The organism is Hydrogenophaga flava NBRC 102514, assembly GCF_001571145.1.
Taxonomy (GTDB): Bacteria; Pseudomonadota; Gammaproteobacteria; order Burkholderiales; family Burkholderiaceae_C; genus Hydrogenophaga; species Hydrogenophaga flava.
In genome coordinates, this window is sequence record NZ_BCTF01000006.1 from 129,394 (window position 1) to 150,920 (window position 21,527).

A 21,527-nucleotide genomic window follows, 5' to 3' on the forward strand; every position below is an offset into this window, starting at 1 on the left:
CGCTGCCTCGGCAGCGCTTTTTGTTGCTGCTTTCGTTTGCATAATGTGGCGATGGCCCCGCCGCAGGCGGCCCGAGGAGCAGTGCATGAAATGGGAAAACAACCGCCAGTCGGACAACATCGAGGACCGGCGCAACCAGCCGGGCGGCGGCATGTTCGGCAGCGGTGCTCCGCGGCGTGCGGGTGGGCGCGGCATCGGGTTCGGCACCATCGTGATCGCGCTGATCGCAGGCTGGATCTTCGGCATCAACCCGATGACCATCCTGGGGGCGCTGGGCGGAGGAGGCGAGCTGGTGCCCGGTACCACCCAGACCGAGCCGGCATCGCCGGGCAGCACCGACAGGCCTGAAGACGAAATGGGACGCTTCGTGTCTTCCGTGCTGGCCGGCACCGAAGACGTCTGGGCGGCGGTGTTCCAGCAGGGGGGCGCCCAGTACCAGGAACCCCGGCTGGTGCTGTTCCGGGGTGCGACACCCACGGCCTGCGGGACGGGGCAGTCCGCCATGGGACCGTTCTACTGCCCGGGCGACCAGAAGGTCTACATCGACCTGAGCTTCTACGATACGCTGCGGCGCCAGCTGGGTGCGCCGGGCGACTTTGCCCAGGCCTATGTGATCGCACACGAGGTGGGGCACCATGTGCAGAACCAGATGGGCCTGACTGAAAAGATGGAGCAGGCCCGGCGCCGCGTCAGCGAGCGCGAATACAACGCGCTGTCGGTGCGCCTGGAACTGCAGGCCGACTGCTTTGCGGGCATCTGGGCCCACCACAACCACAAGAGCAAGGCAATCCTCGAACCCGGCGACGTCGAAGAGGCGCTGAACGCAGCAGCCGCCATCGGCGACGATGCCCTGCAGCGCAAGAGCCAGGGCATGGTGGTGCCTGACAGCTTCACCCACGGCACCAGCGAGCAGCGCCAGCGCTGGTTCCACAAGGGGCTCGAAACCGGCAGCGTGCAAGCCTGCGACACCTTCAACACCCGGGCCCTCTGAGCGCCGTTGCCCAACTTTTGGGCAGCCAGGGGGTCAAAGTGAGACAATAGCGGGCTAACCCGAAAGTCCATGACCCAATCCTTTTCCGAACTCCAGCTCTCGCCTAACCTCGCCCGTGCCATCGCGGAAATGGGCTATGAGAGCATGACGCCCATCCAGGCGCAGGCCATCCCGGTCGTGCTGCAAGGGCGTGACGTGATGGGCGCTGCCCAGACCGGCACTGGCAAGACGGCCGCCTTCTCGCTGCCACTGCTGCAGCGAATGCTCAAGCACGAGAACGCCTCCACCTCGCCGGCACGCCACCCGGTGCGTGCCCTGGTGCTGCTGCCAACGCGCGAGCTGGCCGACCAGGTGGCCGACCAGGTCAAGCAGTACGCCAAGTACACCCAGCTGCGCAGCACGGTGGTGTTCGGCGGCATGGACATGAAGCCGCAGACGCTGGAACTGAAAAAGGGCGTCGAGGTGCTGGTGGCCACGCCGGGCCGTCTGCTGGACCACATCGAGGCCAAGAACTGCGTGCTCAACCAGGTCGAGTACGTGGTGCTGGACGAGGCCGACCGCATGCTGGACATCGGCTTCCTGCCCGACCTGCAGCGCATCCTGAGCTACCTGCCCAAGACGCGCACCACGCTGCTGTTCTCGGCCACCTTCTCGCCCGAGATCAAGCGCCTGGCCAGCAGCTACCTGCAGGACCCGATCACCATCGAGGTGGCCCGCTCCAACGCCACCGCGTCCACGGTGGAGCAGCATTTCTACCGCGTGGACGACGACGACAAGCGCCAGACGCTCAAGCAGATCGTCAAGGAGCGTGGTGTGACGCAGGCCTTCGTCTTCGTCAACAGCAAGCTCGGCTGCGCGCGCCTGGCCCGTTCGCTGGAGCGCGAGGGCTTGAAGACCACGGCCCTTCACGGCGACAAGAGCCAGGACGAGCGTCTGAAGGCGCTGGACGCTTTCAAAAAGGGCGAAGTCGACCTGCTGGTCTGCACCGATGTGGCTGCGCGCGGTCTGGACATCAAGGATGTGCCGGCGGTGTTCAACTTCGACATCCCGTTCAACGCCGAGGACTATGTGCACCGCATCGGCCGCACGGGCCGCGCTGGCGCCTCGGGCCTGGCCGTGTCCTTCGTCAGTGGCAAGGACACGCGCCTGTTGGCGGACATCGAGAAGCTGATCGGCAAGAAGCTCGAGCTCGAAGCGCTGGAACTGGAGGCCGATCGCAAGCCGGCGGGCCGGTTCAACGACGGCCAGCGCGCCTGGCGCGAGGGCGACGACGAAGGCCGCCGCGAGATTCGCCAGGCCCGCGAAGCGCGCGAGCCCCGTGAACCGCGCGAAGACCGCCGTGCCTCCCGCCCGGCGCGTGCGCCCGCGGACCCGCTGTTCGACAAGCCCTACGAGCCCACCCTGGCGGCAGACGCACAACCGTCCTGGGAGGCCTCGGCCAAACCGGCGGCCACCAGCCGCCTGTCGCCCAATATCAAGTCCCGCAAGAAGGTTCCGGCGCTGTTCAAGGCCTCGGCTCCGGCGGAAAACGCCTGAGCCGGGCGGTTCAGGCGCCCGGCTTCTGGGCCTGTGCGCAGCGCACGCTGATGAGCTCGGCTTCGTCGCCGGGCCCGATGCGGGCCGCGGTCAGGCAGCCTCCCCACACGCACCCGGTGTCCAGTGCCAGCAGATCGTGGCGCTGCACGTTGCCGAGCGTGGACCAGTGGCCGAACGCGATGCGGGTGCCCTCGCTGCGCCGCTGCGGCACCTCGAACCACGGCATGAAGCCCGCAGGCGCTGATGCCGCGCTGTCCTTGGTCTCGAACTCCATCACACCGTCGACGCTGCAGAAGCGCAGCCGCGTGAGCGCATTCACGATCACCCGCAGCCGGTCGAGCCCGTGGAGCTGCTCGCTCCACCGGTCGGGTCGATTGCCATACAAGTTGTGCAGGAACACGCCCCAGTCCGGGCCACGCAGCTCGCTTTCGAGTTCGGCGGCCAGGGCCAGCGTCTGCGCCGCGTCCCACTGGGGCAGCACGCCCGCGTGCACCATCAACCAGCCCTGCATCTGCAGCGCCAGGGGGCGTGTGCGCAACCAGTCGAGCAGGGTGGCCCGGTCGGGGGCCTGCAGGATGTCGTCCAGCGTGTCGCTGCGGTGCGGCTTGCGCACGCCGTGCGCGACCGCCAGCAGGTGCAGGTCGTGGTTGCCCAGCAGGCAGTGCGCGCTGCCCTCCAGCACCACCATGCGCCGCAGCACCGCCAGCGACTGCGGTCCGCGGTTGACCAGGTCGCCCAGCAGCACCAGGGTGTCGCGGCTGGGAGAAAACGCGATTTCGTCGAGCAGGCGGGCCAGGGCGTCGTCGCAGCCCTGCAAATCGCCGATCAGGTAAAGTGCCATCGCCCAATTATGGATACCCTGCTGATCCTCTTTCTCACGCTGCTCAACGGCGCGTTCGCGATGTCCGAGATGTCCCTGGCGGCCAGCCGCAAGGCGCGCCTGGCGGCGATGGCAGAAGTGGGCGACAAGGGCGCGCAGACAGCGCTGCACCTGCTGGAGCACCCGACGCAGTTCCTGTCGTCGGTGCAGGTGGGCATCACCTCCATCGGCATGCTCAACGGCATCGTCGGCGAGGCGGCATTCAGCGACGATCTGTCGACATGGATCCGCACTTTCGGTGTGGCCGACGGCACCGCCCAGGGTGTGGCCACTGCAATCGTGGTGGCGGTCATCACCTTCGTGACCATCGTGTTCGGCGAACTGGTGCCCAAACGCATCGGCCAGCTCTATCCCGAGACTGTGGCCCGCTGGGTCTCGCGCCCGATGGCCTATGTGGCCAAGGCCGCCAAACCCTTTGTGTGGCTGCTCACGCACACCACGCAGTGGGTGCTCAAACTGCTGCGCATCGACACCAGCGCGCAGCAGTTCGTGACCGAGGAGGAGATCAACGCCAGCCTGGAAGAGGGGGTGGACGCCGGCATCATCGAGGCGCATGAGCACCAGATGGTGCGCAACGTGTTCCTGCTGGACGACCGGCAGCTGATCTCCATCATGGTGCCGCGCGCCGACATCCACTGGCTGGATGCCGCCGACAGCATTGAGGGCGCCGCGGCGCAGGCCTGGTCGGTGGGGCACTCGTGGTATCCGGTGTGCCGCGGCGGGCTGGACGATGTGGTGGGCGTGATCCACCTGCCCCGTCTGCTGGCCTTGCGGGAGGCAGGCACGGCCGGGACCATCGGCGAGCATGCCCAGCCCGCCACCTTCGTGCCCGAGACCCTGACCGGCATGGAGCTGCTGGAGCAGTTCCGCGAGCGCGCGACACGCATGGCCTTCGTGGTGGACGAGTACGGGGTGGTGCAGGGGCTGATGACACCCCTGGACCTGCTGGAGGCGATCACGGGCGAGCTGTCGCCCGAGCGGCCGGTAGACGCCTGGGCCACGCCCCAGGTCGATGGCTCCTGGCGGGTGGACGGGGCCATGCCCGTGGCCGAGCTCAAAGCCCGCCTGGGCATCGATGAACTGCCGGACGAGGACAAGGGCCGCTACAACACCGTGGCGGGCCTGATGCAGGCCGAGGCGGGCCAGTTGCTCGCGCAGGGCGAGGGCGTCGACTGCGCGGGGTGGCACTTCGAGGTGATCAAGCTCGAAGGCCGGCGCATCGACCAGGTGCGCATCAGCCCCTTGGCCCAGTCCCTCACCGATGGGTGAACAGCCAGTCCTTGAAAGCCTGCGCCGCGGCTGACAGGCGCTTGCCGCGCGGCACCACCACGTGCCAGCGGCGGATGAGCGGGAATCCCTTCACGTCCAGCTGAACCAGCTCGCCCAGCGCGAGCTCCGCCGTCACCGTGTGTGCCGACAGCACGGCCAGCCCCAGGCCTCCGGCCACGGTCTGCTTGATCGCCTCGTTGCTGCCCACCTCCAGCCGGTTCTTCAGCGCGATGCCGTGGTCGGCAAAGAACTTCTCCGATGTCAGGCGCGTGCCCGAACCCGGCTCGCGCAGGATGAACGGCTCGCTTCTCAGCCGTTCGGGGGCGATGCGCTTCTTGCCCACGAGAGGGTGGTCGGGCGGCGCCACCAGCACCAGCGGATTGTCGGCAAAGGCCTCGCTGACCACGTCCATCTGTTCTGGCGGCTGGCCCATGATGTAGAGGTCGTCCTCGTTGCCCGCCAGGCGCTGCAGCAGCTTCTCGCGGTTGCCCACCACCATCGCCACGTCGATGCCCGGGTGCGCCGCGCAGAAGCCGCCGAGCAGCTTGGGCACGGTGTACTTCACCGTGGTCAGGATGGCCAGCTTGACGCTGCCGCGCTCGACCCCCTGCAGCGCCGCCAGGTCCTCGCCCAGCTGTTCCATGCGCGCCTCGATGTCCTCGCAGGCCGCGGCCAGCGTGCGGCCGGCGGCGGTCAGGTAGATCTTCTTGCCCAGCTGCTCGAACAGCGGCTGCCCCACCGATTCCGACAGCTGCTTGACCTGCAGCGACAGCGTGGGCGGCGAGAGGTGCAGCGCCTCGGCGGCGCGAGCGAAGCTGCCGTTCTGTGCGACGGCGTGAAAGATGCGCAACTGGTGCAGGGTGGCGTGCCGCAGGCTCACGGGGTGTCCAGTATGTTTTAAAAATCAGAACGTAATCGTCAGAACATTTTACTTTTATTTATTGTTCTGGAGGCCAAGAATCCGCTCCATCAACACCCAACCAGGAGCACAGCAGATGGCGACGAAGACCTACAACGCGGGCGTCAAGGAGTACCGCAGCACGTACTGGGAGCCCCACTACACGCCTAAGGACACCGATATCCTGGCGTGCTTCAAGATCACGCCGCAGGCCGGCGTGGACCGCGAAGAAGTGGCCGCCGCCGTGGCCGCCGAGTCGTCCACCGGCACCTGGACGACGGTCTGGACCGACCTGCTGACCGACCTGGACTACTACAAGGGCCGCGCCTACCGCATCGAAGACGTGCCCGGCGACGACACCTGCTTTTACGCCTTCGTGGCCTACCCGATCGACCTGTTCGAAGAGGGCTCGGTGGTCAACGTGCTGACCTCGCTGGTGGGCAACGTGTTCGGCTTCAAGGCCCTGCGCGCCCTGCGCCTGGAAGACGTGCGCTTCCCGATTGCCTATGTGAAGACCTGCGGCGGACCGCCCCATGGCATCCAGGTCGAGCGCGACATCATGAACAAGTACGGCCGTCCGCTGCTGGGCTGCACCATCAAGCCCAAGCTGGGCCTGTCGGGCAAGAACTACGGCCGCGCGGTCTATGAGTGCCTGCGCGGTGGCCTGGACTTCACCAAGGACGACGAGAACGTCAACAGCCAGCCCTTCATGCGCTGGCGCCAGCGGTTCGACTTCGTGATGGAAGCCATCGAGAAGGCGCAGCGCGAAACCGGTGAGCGCAAGGGCCACTACCTGAACGTGACCGCGCCGACGCCCGAAGAGATGTACAAGCGCGCCGAGTACGCCAAGGAACTGGGCGCGCCGATCATCATGCACGACTACCTGACCGGTGGCCTGTGTGCCAACACGGGTCTGGCCAACTGGTGCCGCGACAACGGCATGCTGCTGCACATCCACCGCGCCATGCACGCCGTGCTCGACCGCAACCCGCACCACGGCATCCACTTCCGCGTGCTGACCAAGGTGCTGCGCCTCTCCGGCGGTGACCACCTGCACTCGGGCACCGTGGTGGGCAAGCTCGAAGGCGACCGCGCCTCGACCCTGGGCTGGATCGACATCATGCGCGACAGCTTCATCAAGGAAGACCGCAGCCGCGGCATCTTCTTCGACCAGGACTTCGGCTCCATGCCCGGCGTGATGCCGGTGGCCTCGGGCGGCATCCACGTCTGGCACATGCCGGCGCTGGTCAACATCTTCGGCGACGACTCGGTGCTGCAGTTCGGCGGCGGCACCCTTGGCCACCCCTGGGGCAACGCGGCCGGCGCTGCCGCCAACCGCGTGGCGCTAGAAGCTTGCGTGAAGGCGCGCAACGAAGGCGTGGCGGTAGAGAAGGAGGGCAAGGCCGTGCTGCTGGAGGCCGCCGAGCACTCGCCCGAACTGCGCATCGCCATGGAGACCTGGAAAGAAATCAAGTTCGAGTTCGACACGGTGGACAAGCTCGACATCGCCCACAAGTGAACCCGCACCCCATCAACGCAAAGGACAGCACCATGAGCATGCAGGACTACCACAGCCGCCTCTCCGACCCCGCCAGCCGCAAGTTCGAGACCTTCTCGTACCTGCCCGCCATGAGCAACGACGAGATCCGCAAGCAGGTGGCGTACATCGTCGGCAAGGGCTGGAACCCGGCCATCGAACACACCGAGCCGCAGTACCTGATGGACTCGTACTGGTACATGTGGAAGCTGCCGATGTTCGGCGAGACCGACATCGACCGCATCCTGGCCGAGGCCGAGGCCTGCCACAAGGCGAACCCGGACAACCACGTGCGCCTGATCGGCTACGACAACTTCTCGCAGTCGCAGGGCGCATCGATGGTGATCTATCGGGGAAAAACTGTCTAACCCCCCGCGCCGCCTGCGGCGTCACCCCCCAGGGGGCGATGCCTGTGGCCTGGCGAAGCCAGTTCCACGGCATCTCTGGACACTGCACGCGCTCCGGATGCTCTGCGCGGACTTTTCGTCGAGCATTCGTGAGCGTGGTGCGGGGTGGCCGGCGCAGTGAGGTAAAGGAGGAGCCGGCCGCAGGCCGGCGGGGGACACGAACGTAGTCGGCCGCGCCGCACCACGCGGTGCAGGCCAACGAAGCAACGGAGACGAGCATGAGCGAACAACTCGACGCCTACCGCGTCGCCGCACAACCCTACTACCGACCCGTCGCCGACGAGATCGAGCTGTTCGAAGCCGCGTACTCGGTGCGCATGCCCATGATGCTCAAGGGCCCCACTGGCTGCGGCAAGACCCGCTTCGTCGAGCACATGGCCTGGAAGCTGGACAAGCCGCTCATCACCGTGGCCTGCAACGAGGACATGACGGCCAGCGACTTAGTTGGCCGCTTCCTGCTCGACGCCAACGGCACCCGATGGCAGGACGGCCCGCTGGCCACCGCCGCGCGCCACGGCGCCATCTGCTACCTCGACGAAGTGGTCGAAGCGCGGCAGGACACTACAGTCGTCATACACCCGCTGACCGACAACCGCCGCGTGCTGCCGCTGGAGAAGAAGGGCGAGCTGGTCAAGGCGCACCCGGACTTCCAGATCGTCATCTCCTACAACCCGGGCTACCAGAGCCTGATGAAGGACCTCAAGCAGTCGACCAAACAGCGCTTCGGCGCGCTGGATTTCAACTACCCCGAACACGCTGTCGAGGCCGAGATCGTGGCGCACGAAACCGGTGTGAGCGCCGACGTGGCACACAAGCTGGTCGGCATTGCCGAGCGCGCCCGCAACCTCAAGGGCCATGGCCTGGACGAAGGTATCTCCACCCGGATGCTGATCTATGCGGGCAGCCTGATCGCCAAGGGCGTGGCTGCGCAGGCCGCCTGCCGGGTGGCACTGGTGCGCCCGATCACGGACGACCCCGACATGCGCGATGCGCTCGACGCCGCGGTCTCGACATTCTTCTGACCAGCCATGAGCGTCCACCTGCACGACCACGCCGAGTGGACCGACCAGCTCGCGCCGACCTCGCGCGAGCTGCTGGAGCGCAGCTGGTCTGACGCGACCAAGGTGTTCTCCGCGCGCGGGCTGGACAACTACGTCAAAGGCGCGGCCGCGCTGCGTGGGCTGGGCCGGGGCGATGAACTCGTGAACGCCTGGATCGATGGTGCACCGCAGGTGGCCCAAGAGATCGGCGAGGACGTGGTGGGCGAACTCGCCACCACCGCGCTCATGCTGGCCTCCAAGACCTCGGGCGCGGTGATCGAACTGGTGCTGGCCACCGCGCCCACCGCCGCGTGCCGCCTGGCCGGCGGCGCGCTGTTCCTGCAGTACCTGCAGTTCCTCAATACCCTGGTGGCGCAGGCGCCGCGCGGCCTGCGGCCCATGCTGGGCCAGCTCGATGCGCTGTTCGGCCAGCTCACGCTGGGCGGTCTGCGCCGCTGGGCCACCTGGGGCGCGCAGGCTCACCGCACCAACTACGAGGAACAGATCGCCTACTTCGGTCTGCAGTCCAAAGAGTCGCTGGCCATGCTGCAGAAAGAGCGCAAGGGCACGCTGCTGGTGGACGTGCAGCGGCGCATCAACATGTACCTGCGCGCGCTCTGGGGTCGCGACTTTTTCATGCGGCCCACGGCGGGTGACTATGAGAGCCGCGAGGGCTACCGGCCCTTCGTCGAGGACTATTTCATCCACCTGCCCGACGCCTACGACGCGGTCGAGGGCAACGCCGGCATGGTCGACGCGACCGAGCTGTACCGCGCCGCCGCCGCGCACGCCGCGGCGCACGTGGTGTTCACGCGCCAGCCCATCTCGGCCGAGTCGCTGAACCCTTGGCAGATGGCAGTGATCGGGCTGGTGGAAGACGCGCGCATTGAGGCGCTGACGCTGGCGAGGTTCCCTGGCATGCGGGCGCTCTGGGCGCAGTTGCACACCGCGCAGGCTTCACAGGGCAGGACGGCGGGCGACTGGCTGGGCCGCCTCGCGCGTGCGCTGCTGGACCCGGCGTACGAGGACACACACCCCTGGATCGCCCAGGGTCGTGCGCTGCTGGCCGATGCCCTGCCGCGCATCCAGGCCTACCCGCACGACAACACCGTGTCGTGGGACATCGGCGTGCAGCTGGCGCACAGCTACCGAGAAGTCACGCATGGCCCGGCGTACCAGTCGCGCTCCGACGAGCAGACCGCGGCCTACCGCGACGACAACCGCTACTTCTGGGCCTTCGACGGCTTCGACTTCGAGCGCTCCATCGCCGCCGGCTACGCGCCGCCGCAGCAGGTGCGCAAGCAGGTCAACCTGATGGAGTTCGTCAACGAACTCGAAGTGGAAGGCGCGGGCGACGACGCACAGGAGGTCTGGGTGCTGGGCACCGAGCTGTTTCCCTACGAAGACCTCGGCGTGTCCTTCAATCAGAGCGAAGGCCGCGAGCCGGTGCTGCCGCCGGTGCACTACGGTGAGTGGGACCACCTGATCCAGCTCGAACGCCCGGCCTGGGCCACGGTGCAGGAGCGCCGCCCCAAGGCCGGCGATGCGGCAGTGATCGACAGCATCCTGGTCGAGCACCGGCGACTGATCGGCCGCATGAAATACATCCTGGACGCGATGCAGCCGCAGGGTGTGCAGCGCATCCGCAAGCTGGAAGACGGCGACGAGATCGACCTGAATGCTGCGCTGGCCGCGGTGATCGACCAACGCATGGGCCGCCAGCCCGACCCGCGCATCATGATGCGCAGCGTGCGCAAGACGCGCGACATCTCGGTGCTGGTGCTGCTCGATCTTTCTCAGTCAACAAATGACAAGGTGGCCGGACAGGACCACACCGTGCTCGACCTCACGCGCTCGGCCTGCGCGCTGCTGGCAGATGCGATCCAGAAGGTGGGCGACCCCTTCGCCATCCACGGCTTCTGTTCCGACGGCCGGCACGACGTGAACTACTGGCGCTTCAAGGACTTCGACCAGCCTTACGACGACGTGGCGAAAGTGCGTCTGGCCGGCATGGAAGGCCAGCTGTCCACCCGCATGGGTGCAGCCATCCGCCACGCCACCGCTGCGCTGAAGGCGCAGCGCAGCAGCAAGAAGCTGCTGCTGGTCATCACCGACGGCGAGCCGGCCGACGTGGACGTGCGCGACCCGCAGTACCTGCGGCACGACACCAAAAAGGCGGTGGAAGAGGCGGGCCGCTACGGCGTGACGACCTACTGCATGAGCCTGGACCCGCGCGCCGACCAGTACGTGCGCCGCATCTTCGGCGAGCGCCACTACCTGGTGGTGGACAAGGTGGAGCGCTTGCCCGAGAAGCTGCCGGTGCTGTACGCCGGCCTGACGCGCTGAGCGGCAGGGCTCAGGCCGGCACAGCAGCCGTGGCCCGCAGCGAACCGAACAGGTTCTTGGGGTCGGCCAGCGGCGGCACCAGGGCGATGCGCTCGCCCAGGCCCAGACGCTCGGCGGTCTGCTGCATGAAGCGCAGGGCCGAGAAGTCTTCCAGCGCAAATCCGACCGAGTCGAACACGGTGACCTGATCAGCGCTGTCGCGGCCGCTGCGTTCGCCGCGCAGCACCTGCCAGAACTCGGTGACGGCAAAGTCCGCCGGCTGGTGCTGGATCTCGCCCTCGATGCGCGACTGCGGCTCGTACTCCACGAACACCTTGGACGCATGAAGGATGTCGCCGTGCAGTTCGGTCTTGCCCGGGCAGTCGCCGCCCACGGCGTTCAGGTGCATGCCGGGTTGAATCATCTCGGGCGTGAGGATGAGCGCGTTGCGCTTGTCGGCGGTGACGGTGGTGACGATGTCGGCACCCTTCACGGCCTCGGCCGTGCTGGCGCAGACGGTGACGCGCAGGCCGCTGCCCTGCAGGTTGGCTACCAGCTTGGCGCTGGCGGCCGGGTCCACGTCGTACACGCGCAGCTCGGTGATGCCCAGCAGGTGCTGGAAGGCCAGGGCCTGGAACTCGCTCTGCGCGCCGTTGCCGATCAGCGCCATCACGCGGCTGTCCGGCCGCGCCAGCACCTTCGCGGCCAGGGCCGACATGGCGGCGGTGCGCAGCGCGGTGGTCAGCGTGAGTTCGCTCAGGAACAGCGGTGCGCCGGTGGCCACGTCGGCCAGCACGCCGAACGCCATCACGGTGGAGAGGCCCAGGCGGGTGTTGCCCGGGTGTCCGTTGACGTACTTGAAGCTGTAGCGGTGCGCGTCGGCCACGGGCATCAGCTCGATCACGCCGACGTCGGAATGCGCGGCCACACGGGCGGTCTTGTCGAAGTCACCCCAGCACAGGAAATCGGTGCGGATGTTCGCGGCGATGGCTTCGACGCAGGTAGCTAGGCCGTGGCGGCGCACCAGTTCGGCGGCTTCGGGGGCGCCCAGGTAGAGCGTGCCGGCTTCCACGAAGCGGGCGAGATCGGGGTTCTGGACGGTGGTTTTCATGGCGTGTCTCCGGGCAGCACAGGGGGAGCAGGCAGTGTGGCGGAGGGCAATGGCAATGAAAATCGCCAAAAATGTATTGAAACGGCAGAAAATCGGTCATATCGACAGACTTTGCTGACGTTTTGATCATGGATGACCTCGACCAACGCCTCATCGCCCTGCTGCGGCAGGACGCGCGCCTCTCGGTGGCCGACCTGGCCCACAAGCTGCAGGTCTCGCGCGGCACGGTCACCAACCGGCTGCGCAAGCTGGAAGACACGCAGGTGATCGTGGGCTACACCGTGCGCCTCAAACCCGAGGCACAGCCCGAGCGCATCCGCGCCTGGATGGGGGTGCAGGTCGAAGGCAACCGCACGCGCGAGGTGATCGCCAGCCTGCTGGGCGAGCCGTCGGTGGCGGCCCTGCACGACACCAACGGCCGCTGGGACCTGCTGGCCGAGCTGGCGGTGGGCTCGATGGCCGAGCTGTCGCAGGCGCTGGAGCGCATCCGCCTGCTGTCCGGCATCCGCGGCACCGAAACCAGCATCCTGCTGAGCACCTACCGCTGAACATGAAAAAGCCCGGCCGGTGCCGGGCTGTGGAGACCTGTGCAGCGGGTCAGGAACCCACCTGGGCGGCCAGGTCGTCAAGGCCGGAATGACGGATGTGGCCCGGGGCGTCATCCTGGCCGCGTCCGCGCGGCTTGGGCTTGTTCTGGCCGGGGGCGTTGACGGTGCCGATGGTGTTCAGTCCCGGCGCCGTGAGGGTGCCGCGGCCGCGCACGCGACCGTCGCTGTCGTCCGGCGCATCCACGCCGTTGTCTTCCACGCCGCGGGGGCGGTCACGACCGCTGACATGGCCGTCGGCGTGGTGGTTCGGGCCGTCGTCGGCACCGCGGCCGCGGCGGCCGCCGTCCGAGCTGCTGCTCGACGAAGACGACGAACTGCTGCTGGACGACGAGGACGAGCCCCCGTCGTCACCACCCCGTCCGCGACCACGTCCCCGGCCGCTGTCGCCGGAGCTGCCGCCACCGTTCGAAGCGGAGGAGCCACCTGTCGAACCACTGGACGAGGACGAACTGCGGCCGCCATCGTCGCTCCCGCGGCCACGACCACCGTCGTCACTGCCGCGCCCGCGGCCCCGGCCGCCGTCGGAGCTGGAACCGCCGCCAGACGAGCCGGACGAGGCCGATGAGCCCTTGGAGTCGCCGCCGCGGCCGCGACCGGAGTCGCCGTCTTTGGCCAGTGCGGCGCTGGAAGCCAGGCCGAGCGCGATGGCTGCGACCAGGGTGGCGATCTGGGATTTGCTGAAGGTGAACATGGCTTTCTCCTGAAGTGTGTGAACGGGTGGGGAACCGGGTCATGCGCCGAGGGCAGGCCTCTCACGCAGGACTTCAGTATGTGTGGGAAATTTTCACACGTCAATGGTTTGTGTGAAGTTTTCCCACGTGAAGTGTTAAACTTCGTGTCAGACCCGTGAAACCTTCCCACGCCTCTTCCATGCCCGAATCCAAGCGCGAACCGTCGCCGGCCCTGCGGGGTGCCGCCCCAGGCGGGCCGTCGCCCGCCTTGGTGCGCGCGCTGCGCAAGCTGCTGCGGCCGCTGGTCCGGCTCATGCTGGCGCACGGCATCACCTACACCTACCTCGCCGACCTGCTCAAGGGGCTGTTCGTCGAGGTGGCGGAGCAGGACTTCCGCCTCGATGGCAAAACCCCGACCGACAGCCGGGTCAGCCTGGTCAGCGGCGTGCACCGCAAGGACGTGGCGCGCCTGCGCGGCCTGCTGGCCAGCGCCGAGGTGATCGAGCCGTCGGTGGTGCCGCGCGGCGCCCAGCTGGTGGCGCACTGGATGGGCCATCCCAAGTACCTGCTGGAAGATGGCAGCCCCCGGCCGCTGGCGCGCCTGGTGAGCGAGGGTGGTGACCTGTCGTTCGAGGCGCTGGTCGCCAGCGTCAACAGCGACATCCGTTCGCGGGTGGTGCTCGACGAATGGCTCAGCCTGGGTGTGGTGCACCTGGACGAGGCCGGGCAGGTCTGTCTGAACACGGCGGCCTTCGTGCCCTCGCGCGGCGCCGACGAGAAGGCCTTCTACCTCGGACACAACCTGCACGACCATGCCGCGGCTGCGGTGCACAACCTGCTGGCTGGCCAGCCTCCGTTCATGGAGCGCAGCGTGCACTACAGCGGGCTCACACCGGCCTCGGTGGAGCGGCTGAACAAGATGTCCGAGCAGTCGGGCATGAAGGTCCTGCTGGCGCTCAACAAGGCGGCCATGGACGCGGAGGCCCAGGACCAGGCGGCGGCCGCCCGGGACGGGCTGCCGCCGCCCGACCAGCGCTTCACCTTCGGCATGTACTTTTTCAGCGAGCGCAGTGCCCAGCCGCCGGCCGCCAGCTCGCCAGAGAGCAGGGGCCCCGAATGAAGCGGCGCTCCAGCCCGATGCACCGGTGGGTGCTGCCGCTGCTGCTGGTGCTGTCCGGCTGTGGCGGCATGGTGGCGCAGCAACAGACGCCGGGGGCCGCGGCCTGCAGTGTGGCCTTGCTGCACAACCCGGTCGCCGACCCATCGGGTCTCGGGGGCACCGGCGCGCCCGCGGTGCGCGGGCCGGACCCGGGCGGCATTGGCGGCACGGGCCAGGTCGCCACGGGCAATGGTCTGGGCGGCACCGGCATCGTCGGCGTGGTCACCGGCTTTGCGAGCATCTGCGTCAACGGGATCGAGGTCGAGTACGAACCGTCGACCCCGGTGGAGCGTGGTGGGCGGTCCAGCACGCTCAGCGATCTGGCGGTGGGACAGCTGGTGGCCCTGCAGGCTGGCGGCACCGGTGACCAGCTGCGGGCCACCCGGATCGCGGTGATCGACGCCGCCATCGGTCCGCTGACGGCGCTGGACGCAGCGGCCGGCCGCTTCGAGGTGATGGGCCAGGTGGCCACCGCGCTGGAGCGCAGCGACCTGCAGGGGCTGGCCGTGGGCGACTGGGTCCGGGTCAGCGGCCAGCGGATCGCCAGTGGCGAGATCCGCGCGACCCGGGTGCAGCGGGCGGTCGCCGGACAGGCGGAGGTCACCGGCCCGTATGCGTCCTCGGGCGAGCGCGGTGCGCGCGTTGGCGACACGCCGCTGACCTGGTCGTCTGCGCCGGATGGTCTGTCGCAGGGGCAGGAGATCGGAGTGCGTGGCCAGTGGACCGGCGGGCGGCTGCAGGTGCAGGCCGTGCAGTTGCAGCCCACCCGGGCCGCCGTGGCCGGCAGCCGGGAGGTTCTGCTGCAGGGCTACGTGCATGGCCTCAGTGGTCGCGAGCTGAAGCTGGGATACGAGACCCTGCTGCTGGACGAAGGGGTCCGCATCGACGGCGGTGACCTGGGGGCGCTGCGCGTCGACCAGCCGGTGCAGGTGCGGGGGCGCGTGGACGAGCGCCAGCGCCTGCGGGTCGAGCGCCTGGAGTTCCGCAGCGAGGGCCGGCGCGGGGAGAGCGAACGCAAGGCGTCTCCCGTCGGTGCCACCACTCCCGCCGCCACGCCAGCCACCTCTGGCAGCAACCGCGCCACCAGCAGCGGCTCGGACGACGGCGGCCGAGGACGCGGGCGCGGCCGGGGGGGCCGAGACGGTGGTGGCGGCGATTCGGGCAGCGGTGACTCATCCGGCAGCCGTTCTGATGGAGACTCCGGTGGGGACAGCGGGCGGGGCCGGGGGCGCGGGCGGGGCGGCGATGGCGGCTCGTCCGGCAGCGGTTCGTCAGGGAGTGGTTCCTCGGGCAGCGGTTCTTCCGGCAGTGGGTCTTCCGGGAGCGGTTCCTCCGGCAGCAGCTCGTCGGGCAGCGGCGACTCCGGTGGGGACTCCGGCCGTGGCCGCGGCCGGGGCCGTGGCGGGCGCGACTGAGACGCTGTCAAGGCCGGGGCGCCACCTCGATCCGCCACCAGGACGGCAGCAGGCGCCGCACCTCGGTGCGGGCGAAGCGGTCGTCCAGCAGCCAGACGCAGCCCCGGTCCTGTTCGGAACGGATCACCCGGCCGGCGGCCTGCACCACCCGCATCAGGCCCGGGAACAGGTAGGCGTGGTCGTAGCCGTGGCCGGTGCGCTGCTGCAAGCGCTCGCGCATGCGCTCGTTCTCGGGGTTGACCTGGGGCAGGCCCAGGGTGGCGATGAAGGCGCCGACCAGCCGCTCGCCCGGCAGGTCGATGCCCTCGCCGAAGGCGCCGCCCAGCACCGCAAAACCCACGCCCTGGCCGCCTTCGACGAAGCGCGCGACAAAGGCGTCGCGTGCGGGTTCCTCCATGCCGCGCGTCTGCGCCCAGTGCGGCAGGTCCGGGTGGCGCTGCGCCAGCCGCTGGCGGGCCAGGTCCAGGTACTCGAAGCTGCTGAAGAAAGCCAGGTAGTTGCCGGGGCGCTCGTGGAACTGGGCGCCGATCACGTCCACCAGCGCGTCCAGCGAGCGCAGCCGGTCGGCGTAGCGGGTCGAGATCCAGGGTGCGATCCGCACCCGCAGTTGCTCGGCAGCGAACGGCGAAGGCAGGTCGACATGGGCGGCATCAGCCGGCAGACCCAGCATCTCCGTCACATGCTCCACCGGGGCCAGCGTGGCGGAGAACAGGGTCGCGCTGTGCGCCGCCGCCCAGCGCGCTTCGAGCCAGGGAGCGGGCACCACGTTGCGGAGGCGCAGCGTCGGCAGCCGCCGGCCACGCCCGCCCGGCGGTGACGCCCATGGCCCCGCCTCGCACAGCGAGTGTTCGCCAAACCCCTCGGCGATGCGCACGAAATGCAGCGCCTCGAACACCCAGTTCTGCAGCGCAGGGTCGGGTGTGGGGCCGGGCTGCGGGGCCAGCAGATCGAGCAGGGTGTTGCAGGTGTTCTGCAGGGTGGTGGCCCAGTCGTCCGGCAGGCCGTCGGCCAGCGCCTGCGTGCCCTCGGCCGGCGGCAGGTCGCGGGCGAAGGCGCTCCAGCGCCGGTGCAGGGTGTCCATGGCTTTGCGGACGTCCGGGTTCGCCTCGTGCCGCAGGCACAGGAACTCGTGCGCATTCAGCGTGGCGCTATACATGCTGCGCGCGCGGTCGATCAGGTTGTGTGCCTCGTCCACCAGCAGCGCGGCGCGCCAGCCCTGGTCCTCGGCCAGTGCGAACCAGTGCGCGCCCACGTCGAACCAGTGGTTGTAGTCGCCCACCAGCACGTCGCACCAGCGCTGCATCTCCTGGCCGAGGAAGTAGGGGCAGACGCCGTGTGCCAGCGCCAGCGTGCGCAGGCGTTCACGGTCCAGCCAGGCGGCCTGTGCCGCTGCCTCGCGCGCAGCGGGCAGGCGGTCGTAGAAGCCGCGCGCCAGCGGGCAGGACTCGCCGTGGCAGGCCTTGTCGGGGTGCTCGCAGGCCTTGTCGCGCGCCAGGCGTTCGAGCACCCGCAGCGGCAGGCGCGTGGGAACGCCCAGTCGAGCCAGCGCGTCCAGCGCCAGCTGCCGGCCGGTGGTGCGCGCGGTGAGGAACAGCAGGCGGTCGGTGCCCTGGTCGGGCATCGCACGCAGGCTGGCGAACACCGTGGCCATGGTCTTGCCGATGCCGGTGGGGGCCTGGGCCAGCAGGTGGCGTGCGCGGGAGTTGGCGCGGTACACGTCGGCCGCCAGTTCGCGTTGCCCGGTGCGGAACGAGGGGAAGGGAAAGGTCAGCGCCGACAGGGCGTGGTCCCGCGTCTGCCGATGCGCCTGTTCGGCCAGCGCCCAGGCCAGGTAGCGTTCGCACAGGTCCTCGAAGAAGCCTCGCAGCGCGTCCGAGGTGCAGGTCTCGGTCAGAACCGTTTCCTGTCCGCTGTCGATGTCGAAATAGACCAGGGCCACCTCGATCTGCGCCAGCGACAGCTGCTCGCACAGCATCCAGCCGTAGACGCGGGCCTGCGCCCAGTGCAGGGCCTGGTGGTTGGCTGGCACGTGGCCCGCGTCGCCGCGGCGGGTCTTGATCTCTTCGACCCGCCGGGCGGCGGGGTCGAAACCGTCGGCCCGGCCCTGCACCACCAGCGGTCCGAAGCGGGCGCTCAGCGCCAGCTCGCGCTGGTAGCCGGCGCCGCGCCGCGCGGTCACGGTCTGGTGGCCCGCGATGCCTTCGACGCCGGTCGGCGATGGCGTGAACCGCAGGTCGAGGTCGCCACTGCGCGCGGTGAAGTGGCACAGCGTGCGCACCGACACCGCGATGTCGACGGCCGGAAACATGGGCGGATGAACCAAGGGAAACACCAGAGGGAGCTGGCCATCGTACTGGATATATAGCCCCATGTTTTACTTGACGTACCCACTCAAAAGGAAGATACTTTGCGTACCCAATCAGGAGCCAGCATGTCCTACCTCTCTCAACCCCACTTCCACAACGAAGAAGCCGCATACGCTTTTGTTGAGTCCCGTGTGTGGCCGAATGGCCCGGTGTGTCCTCACTGTGGCGGCACTGAGCGGAACAAGCTGATGGGCGGCGCTTCTACCCGCATCGGCACCTACAAGTGCTATGACTGCCGCAAGCCTTTCACCGTCAAGGTTGGAACCATCTTTGAGTCCAGCCATATCCCTCTGCGCCTGTGGCTTCAAGGCATCTACCTGATTGCTGCCAGCAAGAAGGGCATCAGCGCAAACCAGTTGCACCGCACCCTTGGTATCACTCTGAAAAGTGCGTGGTTCATGGGCCATCGCATCCGTGAAGCCATGCGCGACAACAGAACTGATCTGCTGGGCGGTGGCGGCTCCATCGTTGAGGCCGACGAAACCTACATGGCGTCAAAGCGCGGGGAGAAAGCTATTCAAGGTGGCGGACACCGTAGTAAGGTGCTTTCCCTCGTTTCCCGCGAAGGCCGGACCCGCTCTTTTCACGTCGCCAACGTGGACAAAGACAACCTCAAGCCGATCCTGCTTGCCCATATCGCAAAGGACACCCACCTTATGACTGATGGCGCTGGCCACTACAAGAAGATCGGCCAAGAGTTCGACCTTCATGAGTCCACCAACCACACTCAGAAGGAATACGCGAAGGATTCCAAGGTTAAGGGCGTTCGCACCCATAGCAACACCGTTGAGTCCTACTTCGGCATCCTCAAGCGCGGCATTTCTGGCATCTATCACCACGTCAGCGAAGAACACCTCCAACGCTATGTTGATGAGTTCGACTTCCGCTTTACCAACCGCAAGTCAATGGGCGTTGATGACGTGCAACGTGCCGACCTCCTGCTTAAGGGCGTGGTGGGCAAGCGGCTTACCTATGAAACGATTGCGCAATGAAAAAGAAACCGACGCATGGCACTGGCGAACCAAGTCGCCAAAACCTCCCCGATGACCCAGAACAGTCGAAGCGATTCGAGGAAACGGCACGCGAACTAGAAGCAGAAGAGCGGCAGGATAAGTTTGAGAAAGTCGTTCAAACCATCATGCCGAAGAAGGACAGTTCTGGAACTCGGAAGCCGTAGTCAAGATAGCGGCAAGAAATTCTTTTCCGGTCGCCCAACTAGGTACGATGGCGGCATCACGCACCGCAACAGAAAAGGGACGAACCCATGGAAGACGAGAACGCAAAGCTTGACCAACTGAGAAATTTTTCGATTGGTATTCAAGCTGCGATGTTTGCTGCGTTTGGCGCACTCATACGGACGCATCCTAATCCGGCTGCTCTTTCTCAGATGATGGAGACATATCGTCAACGGGAGCAGACGCACTTAGAAAACAAGGCTCTCCCTGAACACGTTCTTGACTGCTTCCATCAGGCATGGGCTCGCTTTGACATCGAAATCCAGCAAGCGCTAAAAGACGATCAGCAACAGCCTCAATTTCAGGGGTGAATTTGGTCATGCCCGCATGATCAGTCTCTGCGCCCATGTGAGCAAACCCTGCATGGGTCATGGAAGCTACTGCGCAGCTCTTTTCCCCAGCTTGTGCAGACTGTCTTTGTCGTAGAAGTTGAAAGTCATCTTGACCTCGTGCTTCTCTAGGTTCTTCCATAGCCTGCGAGGTTCAGCATCTGGTTTTAATGCACGCTCATGCATCCATCTATAGCTCTCGTATGCGATGAAGTCGGCGACCTGGAGAGGTATCACTAGTCTTGGCTCCGAAAAACTCACAGAACCAACGCCACTGAAATCTCTGCAATATTCCGAATGGATGTGCTCTGTGGCTTTGTTGTACTGATGTTGTTTCGCAAACACCAGCGCCACCGGCTCTCCATCAACCTCGCGTTTTGCCCAGTCTGATATCTGCTCGATGCACAGTGCAACAGACAGATGGAGTGGGTCACCTCCAAGCGCATCTTTCATATCTCCCGGCAATCCATCCCAGTCTTTGCGAACCACTCCAGCGGCAAAGCAATGGGGCTTTATCTTCCCGATCTCATCGGACAGCCGCCACGCCATAGCGTCCCGCAAAGGTCTTGGCACAGATGCGAACTCCCTCTCTCCATGGTCGCAATCGACCGCGTGAAAGCAGGAGACTCCGTTGTCGGAAATCTCCCCAGGTTCTAGGCATTTCTTCCAAGGGCGCTCTATGCGCGACCAAGTAGAACTGTCAGCGACAGCACCGCCGACAAGAACCATGTGGTCCCGGCTGGATATGCCACTCTCGTCAAAGTAAGCAACAAGCACAGCAACCACCTTGTGTTTGCTAGCCCCACCAAGAACTGAACCTGCAAATTCTTCGATGGGCCAATATTTTTCAGCCTTCATCCTACTATCCTTCCGCCACTTTGGGTACGGCATGTAAAACACTTGGATATATAGTCAGTCCATCATGGATGACGCATCCGATTCCCCGCCCGGTCCGGGCCCCGTGCTCACCCGCTTGCACCACCGGCGCCTGCGCGAGATCCACCGCTCGGCCGGCTGGCCCTGCCAGGACATGGTCGAGGTGGAGCTGCTGGCTGCGGGGCTGCTGGAGCGGCGGCTGGACCAGGGGCGGGAGACGCTGCGCGTGACCGAGGCGGGCATCCAGGTGCTGGCGCGGGTGTTCGCCAGCAACAAGGCGGCGCGCTCGGCCCACGAGGCCCTAGTCGAGCAGGTGGCCACCGCGATGGCCCGGTCCGGGCGCCTGGCCTGGCGGGGGCTGGCGCTGCGGGTCGCGCTGCCGATGGAGCTGCTGACCGGTGAGTCTTCCGAGCTGGTGGCCGCCGAGCCTGCGCCGCAGGGGCTCTGGACCGAACTGGCCGCACCCGAGCCGCCGCCCGCGCACGGCTGGTGCATGGCCTGCCCCGACGTGTTCTCAATCCGCCACTCCTCGGTGGAGGCCTACCTGGAGCCGGTGGTGCACGAGATCAAGGTGCACCGCTCGGACCTGCTGGGCGACCTCAAGAAGCCGGCCAAGCGCGCGGCCTACCTGGGCATGGCCGGCGCCTGCTGGTACGTGCTGGGGGAGGACGCCAGGGGTCGGCCGATCGGCGCGCCTGAGGATGTCCCGGCCGAGTGCGGCGTGATGCTGGTCGAGCGCGGTGCGCTGCGGGTGGCGCGCGAGGCGCCCCGGCGTGCGGTGGAGCGGCTGCCCTTCCACGTGTGGATGGCGCTGGCCAAGGCCGGGCCGGCCTGGCGCGAGGACGACCCGTCGCAGCAGGCGCTCTGAGCGGGG

At 67.2% G+C, this 21,527-nt stretch carries 20 protein-coding genes; 14 read left to right on the forward strand and 6 right to left on the reverse strand.

Annotated features, from left to right (window positions below):
• Positions 1-85: 85 nt before the first annotated feature.
• Together ypfJ and HFL01S_RS07600 are read left to right on the forward strand one after the other, a co-directional pair.
• The gene (gene ypfJ, locus HFL01S_RS07595; protein WP_066256877.1) at positions 86-991 is read left to right on the forward strand and encodes a KPN_02809 family neutral zinc metallopeptidase; all 906 of its coding nucleotides are present in this window, start codon (positions 86-88) and stop codon (positions 989-991) included.
• A gap of 69 nt (positions 992-1,060) precedes the next feature.
• A complete protein-coding gene (locus HFL01S_RS07600) occupies positions 1,061-2,527 on the forward strand; it encodes a DEAD/DEAH box helicase (RefSeq protein WP_066256880.1) in 1,467 nt (488 codons plus the stop codon).
• A 10-nt stretch (positions 2,528-2,537) separates the two neighbouring features.
• Here the strand turns inward: HFL01S_RS07600 and HFL01S_RS07605 are convergent, their stop codons facing one another.
• Positions 2,538-3,368, reverse strand: a complete 831-nt coding sequence (locus tag HFL01S_RS07605; protein ID WP_066256885.1) for a symmetrical bis(5'-nucleosyl)-tetraphosphatase — start codon at positions 3,366-3,368, stop codon at positions 2,538-2,540.
• Positions 3,369-3,377: 9 nt separating this feature from the next.
• On the opposite strand from HFL01S_RS07605, the gene HFL01S_RS07610 reads away from it, so the two are divergent.
• Entirely contained in the window at positions 3,378-4,676 is a 1,299-nt protein-coding gene (locus HFL01S_RS07610; RefSeq protein WP_066256888.1) for a hemolysin family protein, read from the forward strand.
• On the opposite strand, the gene HFL01S_RS07615 is transcribed toward HFL01S_RS07610, so the two are convergent.
• Positions 4,663-5,556, reverse strand: coding sequence for a LysR family transcriptional regulator (locus tag HFL01S_RS07615; RefSeq protein WP_066256891.1), 894 nt, complete (start codon positions 5,554-5,556; stop codon positions 4,663-4,665). The genes HFL01S_RS07610 and HFL01S_RS07615 overlap by 14 nt on opposite strands.
• A gap of 115 nt (positions 5,557-5,671) precedes the next feature.
• On the opposite strand from HFL01S_RS07615, the gene HFL01S_RS07620 reads away from it, so the two are divergent.
• The 4 genes from HFL01S_RS07620 to HFL01S_RS07635 all read left to right on the forward strand — a co-directional run bounded on the left by HFL01S_RS07620 (position 5,672) and on the right by HFL01S_RS07635 (position 10,904).
• A complete protein-coding gene (locus HFL01S_RS07620) occupies positions 5,672-7,093 on the forward strand; it encodes a form I ribulose bisphosphate carboxylase large subunit (protein WP_066256896.1) in 1,422 nt (473 codons plus the stop codon).
• 32 nt (positions 7,094-7,125) lie between these two features.
• Positions 7,126-7,479, forward strand: a complete 354-nt coding sequence (locus tag HFL01S_RS07625; RefSeq protein WP_066156649.1) for a ribulose bisphosphate carboxylase small subunit — start codon at positions 7,126-7,128, stop codon at positions 7,477-7,479.
• Between the two features lie 257 nt (positions 7,480-7,736).
• Entirely contained in the window at positions 7,737-8,540 is an 804-nt protein-coding gene (locus HFL01S_RS07630; protein ID WP_066256898.1) for a CbbQ/NirQ/NorQ/GpvN family protein, read from the forward strand.
• Positions 8,541-8,546: 6 nt separating this feature from the next.
• Entirely contained in the window at positions 8,547-10,904 is a 2,358-nt protein-coding gene (locus HFL01S_RS07635; protein ID WP_066256902.1) for a nitric oxide reductase activation protein NorD, read from the forward strand.
• 10 nt (positions 10,905-10,914) lie between these two features.
• On the opposite strand, the gene ocd is transcribed toward HFL01S_RS07635, so the two are convergent.
• Positions 10,915-11,994: an ornithine cyclodeaminase gene (gene ocd, locus HFL01S_RS07640; protein ID WP_066256909.1), complete on the reverse strand. Its 1,080-nt coding sequence runs from the start codon at positions 11,992-11,994 to the stop codon at positions 10,915-10,917.
• A 128-nt stretch (positions 11,995-12,122) separates the two neighbouring features.
• Here ocd and HFL01S_RS07645 point away from each other — a divergent pair, with 128 nt between their 5' ends.
• Positions 12,123-12,542, forward strand: coding sequence for an Lrp/AsnC family transcriptional regulator (locus HFL01S_RS07645; RefSeq protein ID WP_066257044.1), 420 nt, complete (start codon positions 12,123-12,125; stop codon positions 12,540-12,542).
• 49 nt (positions 12,543-12,591) lie between these two features.
• Here HFL01S_RS07645 and HFL01S_RS07650 read toward each other — a convergent pair whose 3' ends face one another.
• The gene (locus HFL01S_RS07650; protein ID WP_066256912.1) at positions 12,592-13,293 is read right to left on the reverse strand and encodes a hypothetical protein; all 702 of its coding nucleotides are present in this window, start codon (positions 13,291-13,293) and stop codon (positions 12,592-12,594) included.
• Positions 13,294-13,448: 155 nt separating this feature from the next.
• Here HFL01S_RS07650 and HFL01S_RS07655 point away from each other — a divergent pair, with 155 nt between their 5' ends.
• Positions 13,449-14,393 carry a DUF6502 family protein gene (locus tag HFL01S_RS07655; RefSeq protein WP_218008611.1) on the forward strand — a complete coding sequence of 315 codons (945 nt, stop codon included), beginning with the start codon at positions 13,449-13,451 and terminating at the stop codon, positions 14,391-14,393.
• On the forward strand, positions 14,390-15,847 hold the full coding sequence (locus tag HFL01S_RS07660) for a DUF5666 domain-containing protein (RefSeq protein ID WP_157538800.1): 1,458 nt from the start codon (positions 14,390-14,392) through the stop codon (positions 15,845-15,847). Before HFL01S_RS07655 ends, HFL01S_RS07660 begins: the two co-directional genes overlap by 4 nt.
• 7 nt (positions 15,848-15,854) lie before the next feature.
• Here HFL01S_RS07660 and HFL01S_RS07665 read toward each other — a convergent pair whose 3' ends face one another.
• Positions 15,855-18,155, reverse strand: coding sequence for an ATP-dependent DNA helicase (locus HFL01S_RS07665; RefSeq protein ID WP_066256918.1), 2,301 nt, complete (start codon positions 18,153-18,155; stop codon positions 15,855-15,857).
• A 123-nt stretch (positions 18,156-18,278) separates the two neighbouring features.
• On the opposite strand from HFL01S_RS07665, the gene HFL01S_RS07670 reads away from it, so the two are divergent.
• From HFL01S_RS07670 to HFL01S_RS24600, 3 genes are all read left to right on the forward strand, one after another.
• On the forward strand, positions 18,279-19,205 hold the full coding sequence (locus HFL01S_RS07670; protein ID WP_066256920.1) for an IS1595 family transposase: 927 nt from the start codon (positions 18,279-18,281) through the stop codon (positions 19,203-19,205).
• Positions 19,202-19,390, forward strand: coding sequence for a hypothetical protein (locus HFL01S_RS25020; protein WP_157538801.1), 189 nt, complete (start codon positions 19,202-19,204; stop codon positions 19,388-19,390). Before HFL01S_RS07670 ends, HFL01S_RS25020 begins: the two co-directional genes overlap by 4 nt.
• Positions 19,391-19,477: 87 nt before the next feature.
• Complete coding sequence (locus tag HFL01S_RS24600) at positions 19,478-19,759, forward strand: hypothetical protein (protein WP_084383148.1); 282 nt, start codon at positions 19,478-19,480, stop codon at positions 19,757-19,759.
• A gap of 66 nt (positions 19,760-19,825) precedes the next feature.
• Here the strand turns inward: HFL01S_RS24600 and HFL01S_RS25025 are convergent, their stop codons facing one another.
• Positions 19,826-20,635 (reverse strand): DUF3800 domain-containing protein, encoded by an 810-nt coding sequence (locus tag HFL01S_RS25025; RefSeq protein WP_157538802.1) that lies wholly within the window; start codon positions 20,633-20,635, stop codon positions 19,826-19,828.
• Between the two features lie 64 nt (positions 20,636-20,699).
• Between HFL01S_RS25025 and HFL01S_RS07675 the strand changes: the two genes are divergently transcribed.
• Complete coding sequence (locus HFL01S_RS07675; protein ID WP_066256923.1) at positions 20,700-21,521, forward strand: hypothetical protein; 822 nt, start codon at positions 20,700-20,702, stop codon at positions 21,519-21,521.
• Positions 21,522-21,527: the final 6 nt, after the last annotated feature.

Bases quoted from the DNA above. Each gene is read 5' to 3' on its own strand.
- ypfJ (WP_066256877.1), top strand. From the start codon at position 86: ATGAAATGGGAAAACAACCGCCAGTCGGACAACATCGAGGACCGGCGC.
- HFL01S_RS07600 (WP_066256880.1), top strand. From the start codon at position 1,061: ATGACCCAATCCTTTTCCGAACTCCAGCTCTCGCCTAACCTCGCCCGT.
- HFL01S_RS07605 (WP_066256885.1), bottom strand. From the start codon at position 3,368: ATGGCACTTTACCTGATCGGCGATTTGCAGGGCTGCGACGACGCCCTG.
- HFL01S_RS07610 (WP_066256888.1), top strand. From the start codon at position 3,378: ATGGATACCCTGCTGATCCTCTTTCTCACGCTGCTCAACGGCGCGTTC.
- HFL01S_RS07620 (WP_066256896.1), top strand. From the start codon at position 5,672: ATGGCGACGAAGACCTACAACGCGGGCGTCAAGGAGTACCGCAGCACG.
- HFL01S_RS07625 (WP_066156649.1), top strand. From the start codon at position 7,126: ATGAGCATGCAGGACTACCACAGCCGCCTCTCCGACCCCGCCAGCCGC.
- HFL01S_RS07630 (WP_066256898.1), top strand. From the start codon at position 7,737: ATGAGCGAACAACTCGACGCCTACCGCGTCGCCGCACAACCCTACTAC.
- HFL01S_RS07635 (WP_066256902.1), top strand. From the start codon at position 8,547: ATGAGCGTCCACCTGCACGACCACGCCGAGTGGACCGACCAGCTCGCG.
- ocd (WP_066256909.1), bottom strand. From the start codon at position 11,994: ATGAAAACCACCGTCCAGAACCCCGATCTCGCCCGCTTCGTGGAAGCC.
- HFL01S_RS07645 (WP_066257044.1), top strand. From the start codon at position 12,123: ATGGATGACCTCGACCAACGCCTCATCGCCCTGCTGCGGCAGGACGCG.
- HFL01S_RS07650 (WP_066256912.1), bottom strand. From the start codon at position 13,293: ATGTTCACCTTCAGCAAATCCCAGATCGCCACCCTGGTCGCAGCCATC.
- HFL01S_RS07660 (WP_157538800.1), top strand. From the start codon at position 14,390: ATGAAGCGGCGCTCCAGCCCGATGCACCGGTGGGTGCTGCCGCTGCTG.
- HFL01S_RS07665 (WP_066256918.1), bottom strand. From the start codon at position 18,155: ATGTTTCCGGCCGTCGACATCGCGGTGTCGGTGCGCACGCTGTGCCAC.
- HFL01S_RS07670 (WP_066256920.1), top strand. From the start codon at position 18,279: ATGTCCTACCTCTCTCAACCCCACTTCCACAACGAAGAAGCCGCATAC.
- HFL01S_RS25020 (WP_157538801.1), top strand. From the start codon at position 19,202: ATGAAAAAGAAACCGACGCATGGCACTGGCGAACCAAGTCGCCAAAAC.
- HFL01S_RS24600 (WP_084383148.1), top strand. From the start codon at position 19,478: ATGGAAGACGAGAACGCAAAGCTTGACCAACTGAGAAATTTTTCGATT.
- HFL01S_RS25025 (WP_157538802.1), bottom strand. From the start codon at position 20,635: ATGAAGGCTGAAAAATATTGGCCCATCGAAGAATTTGCAGGTTCAGTT.
- HFL01S_RS07675 (WP_066256923.1), top strand. From the start codon at position 20,700: ATGGATGACGCATCCGATTCCCCGCCCGGTCCGGGCCCCGTGCTCACC.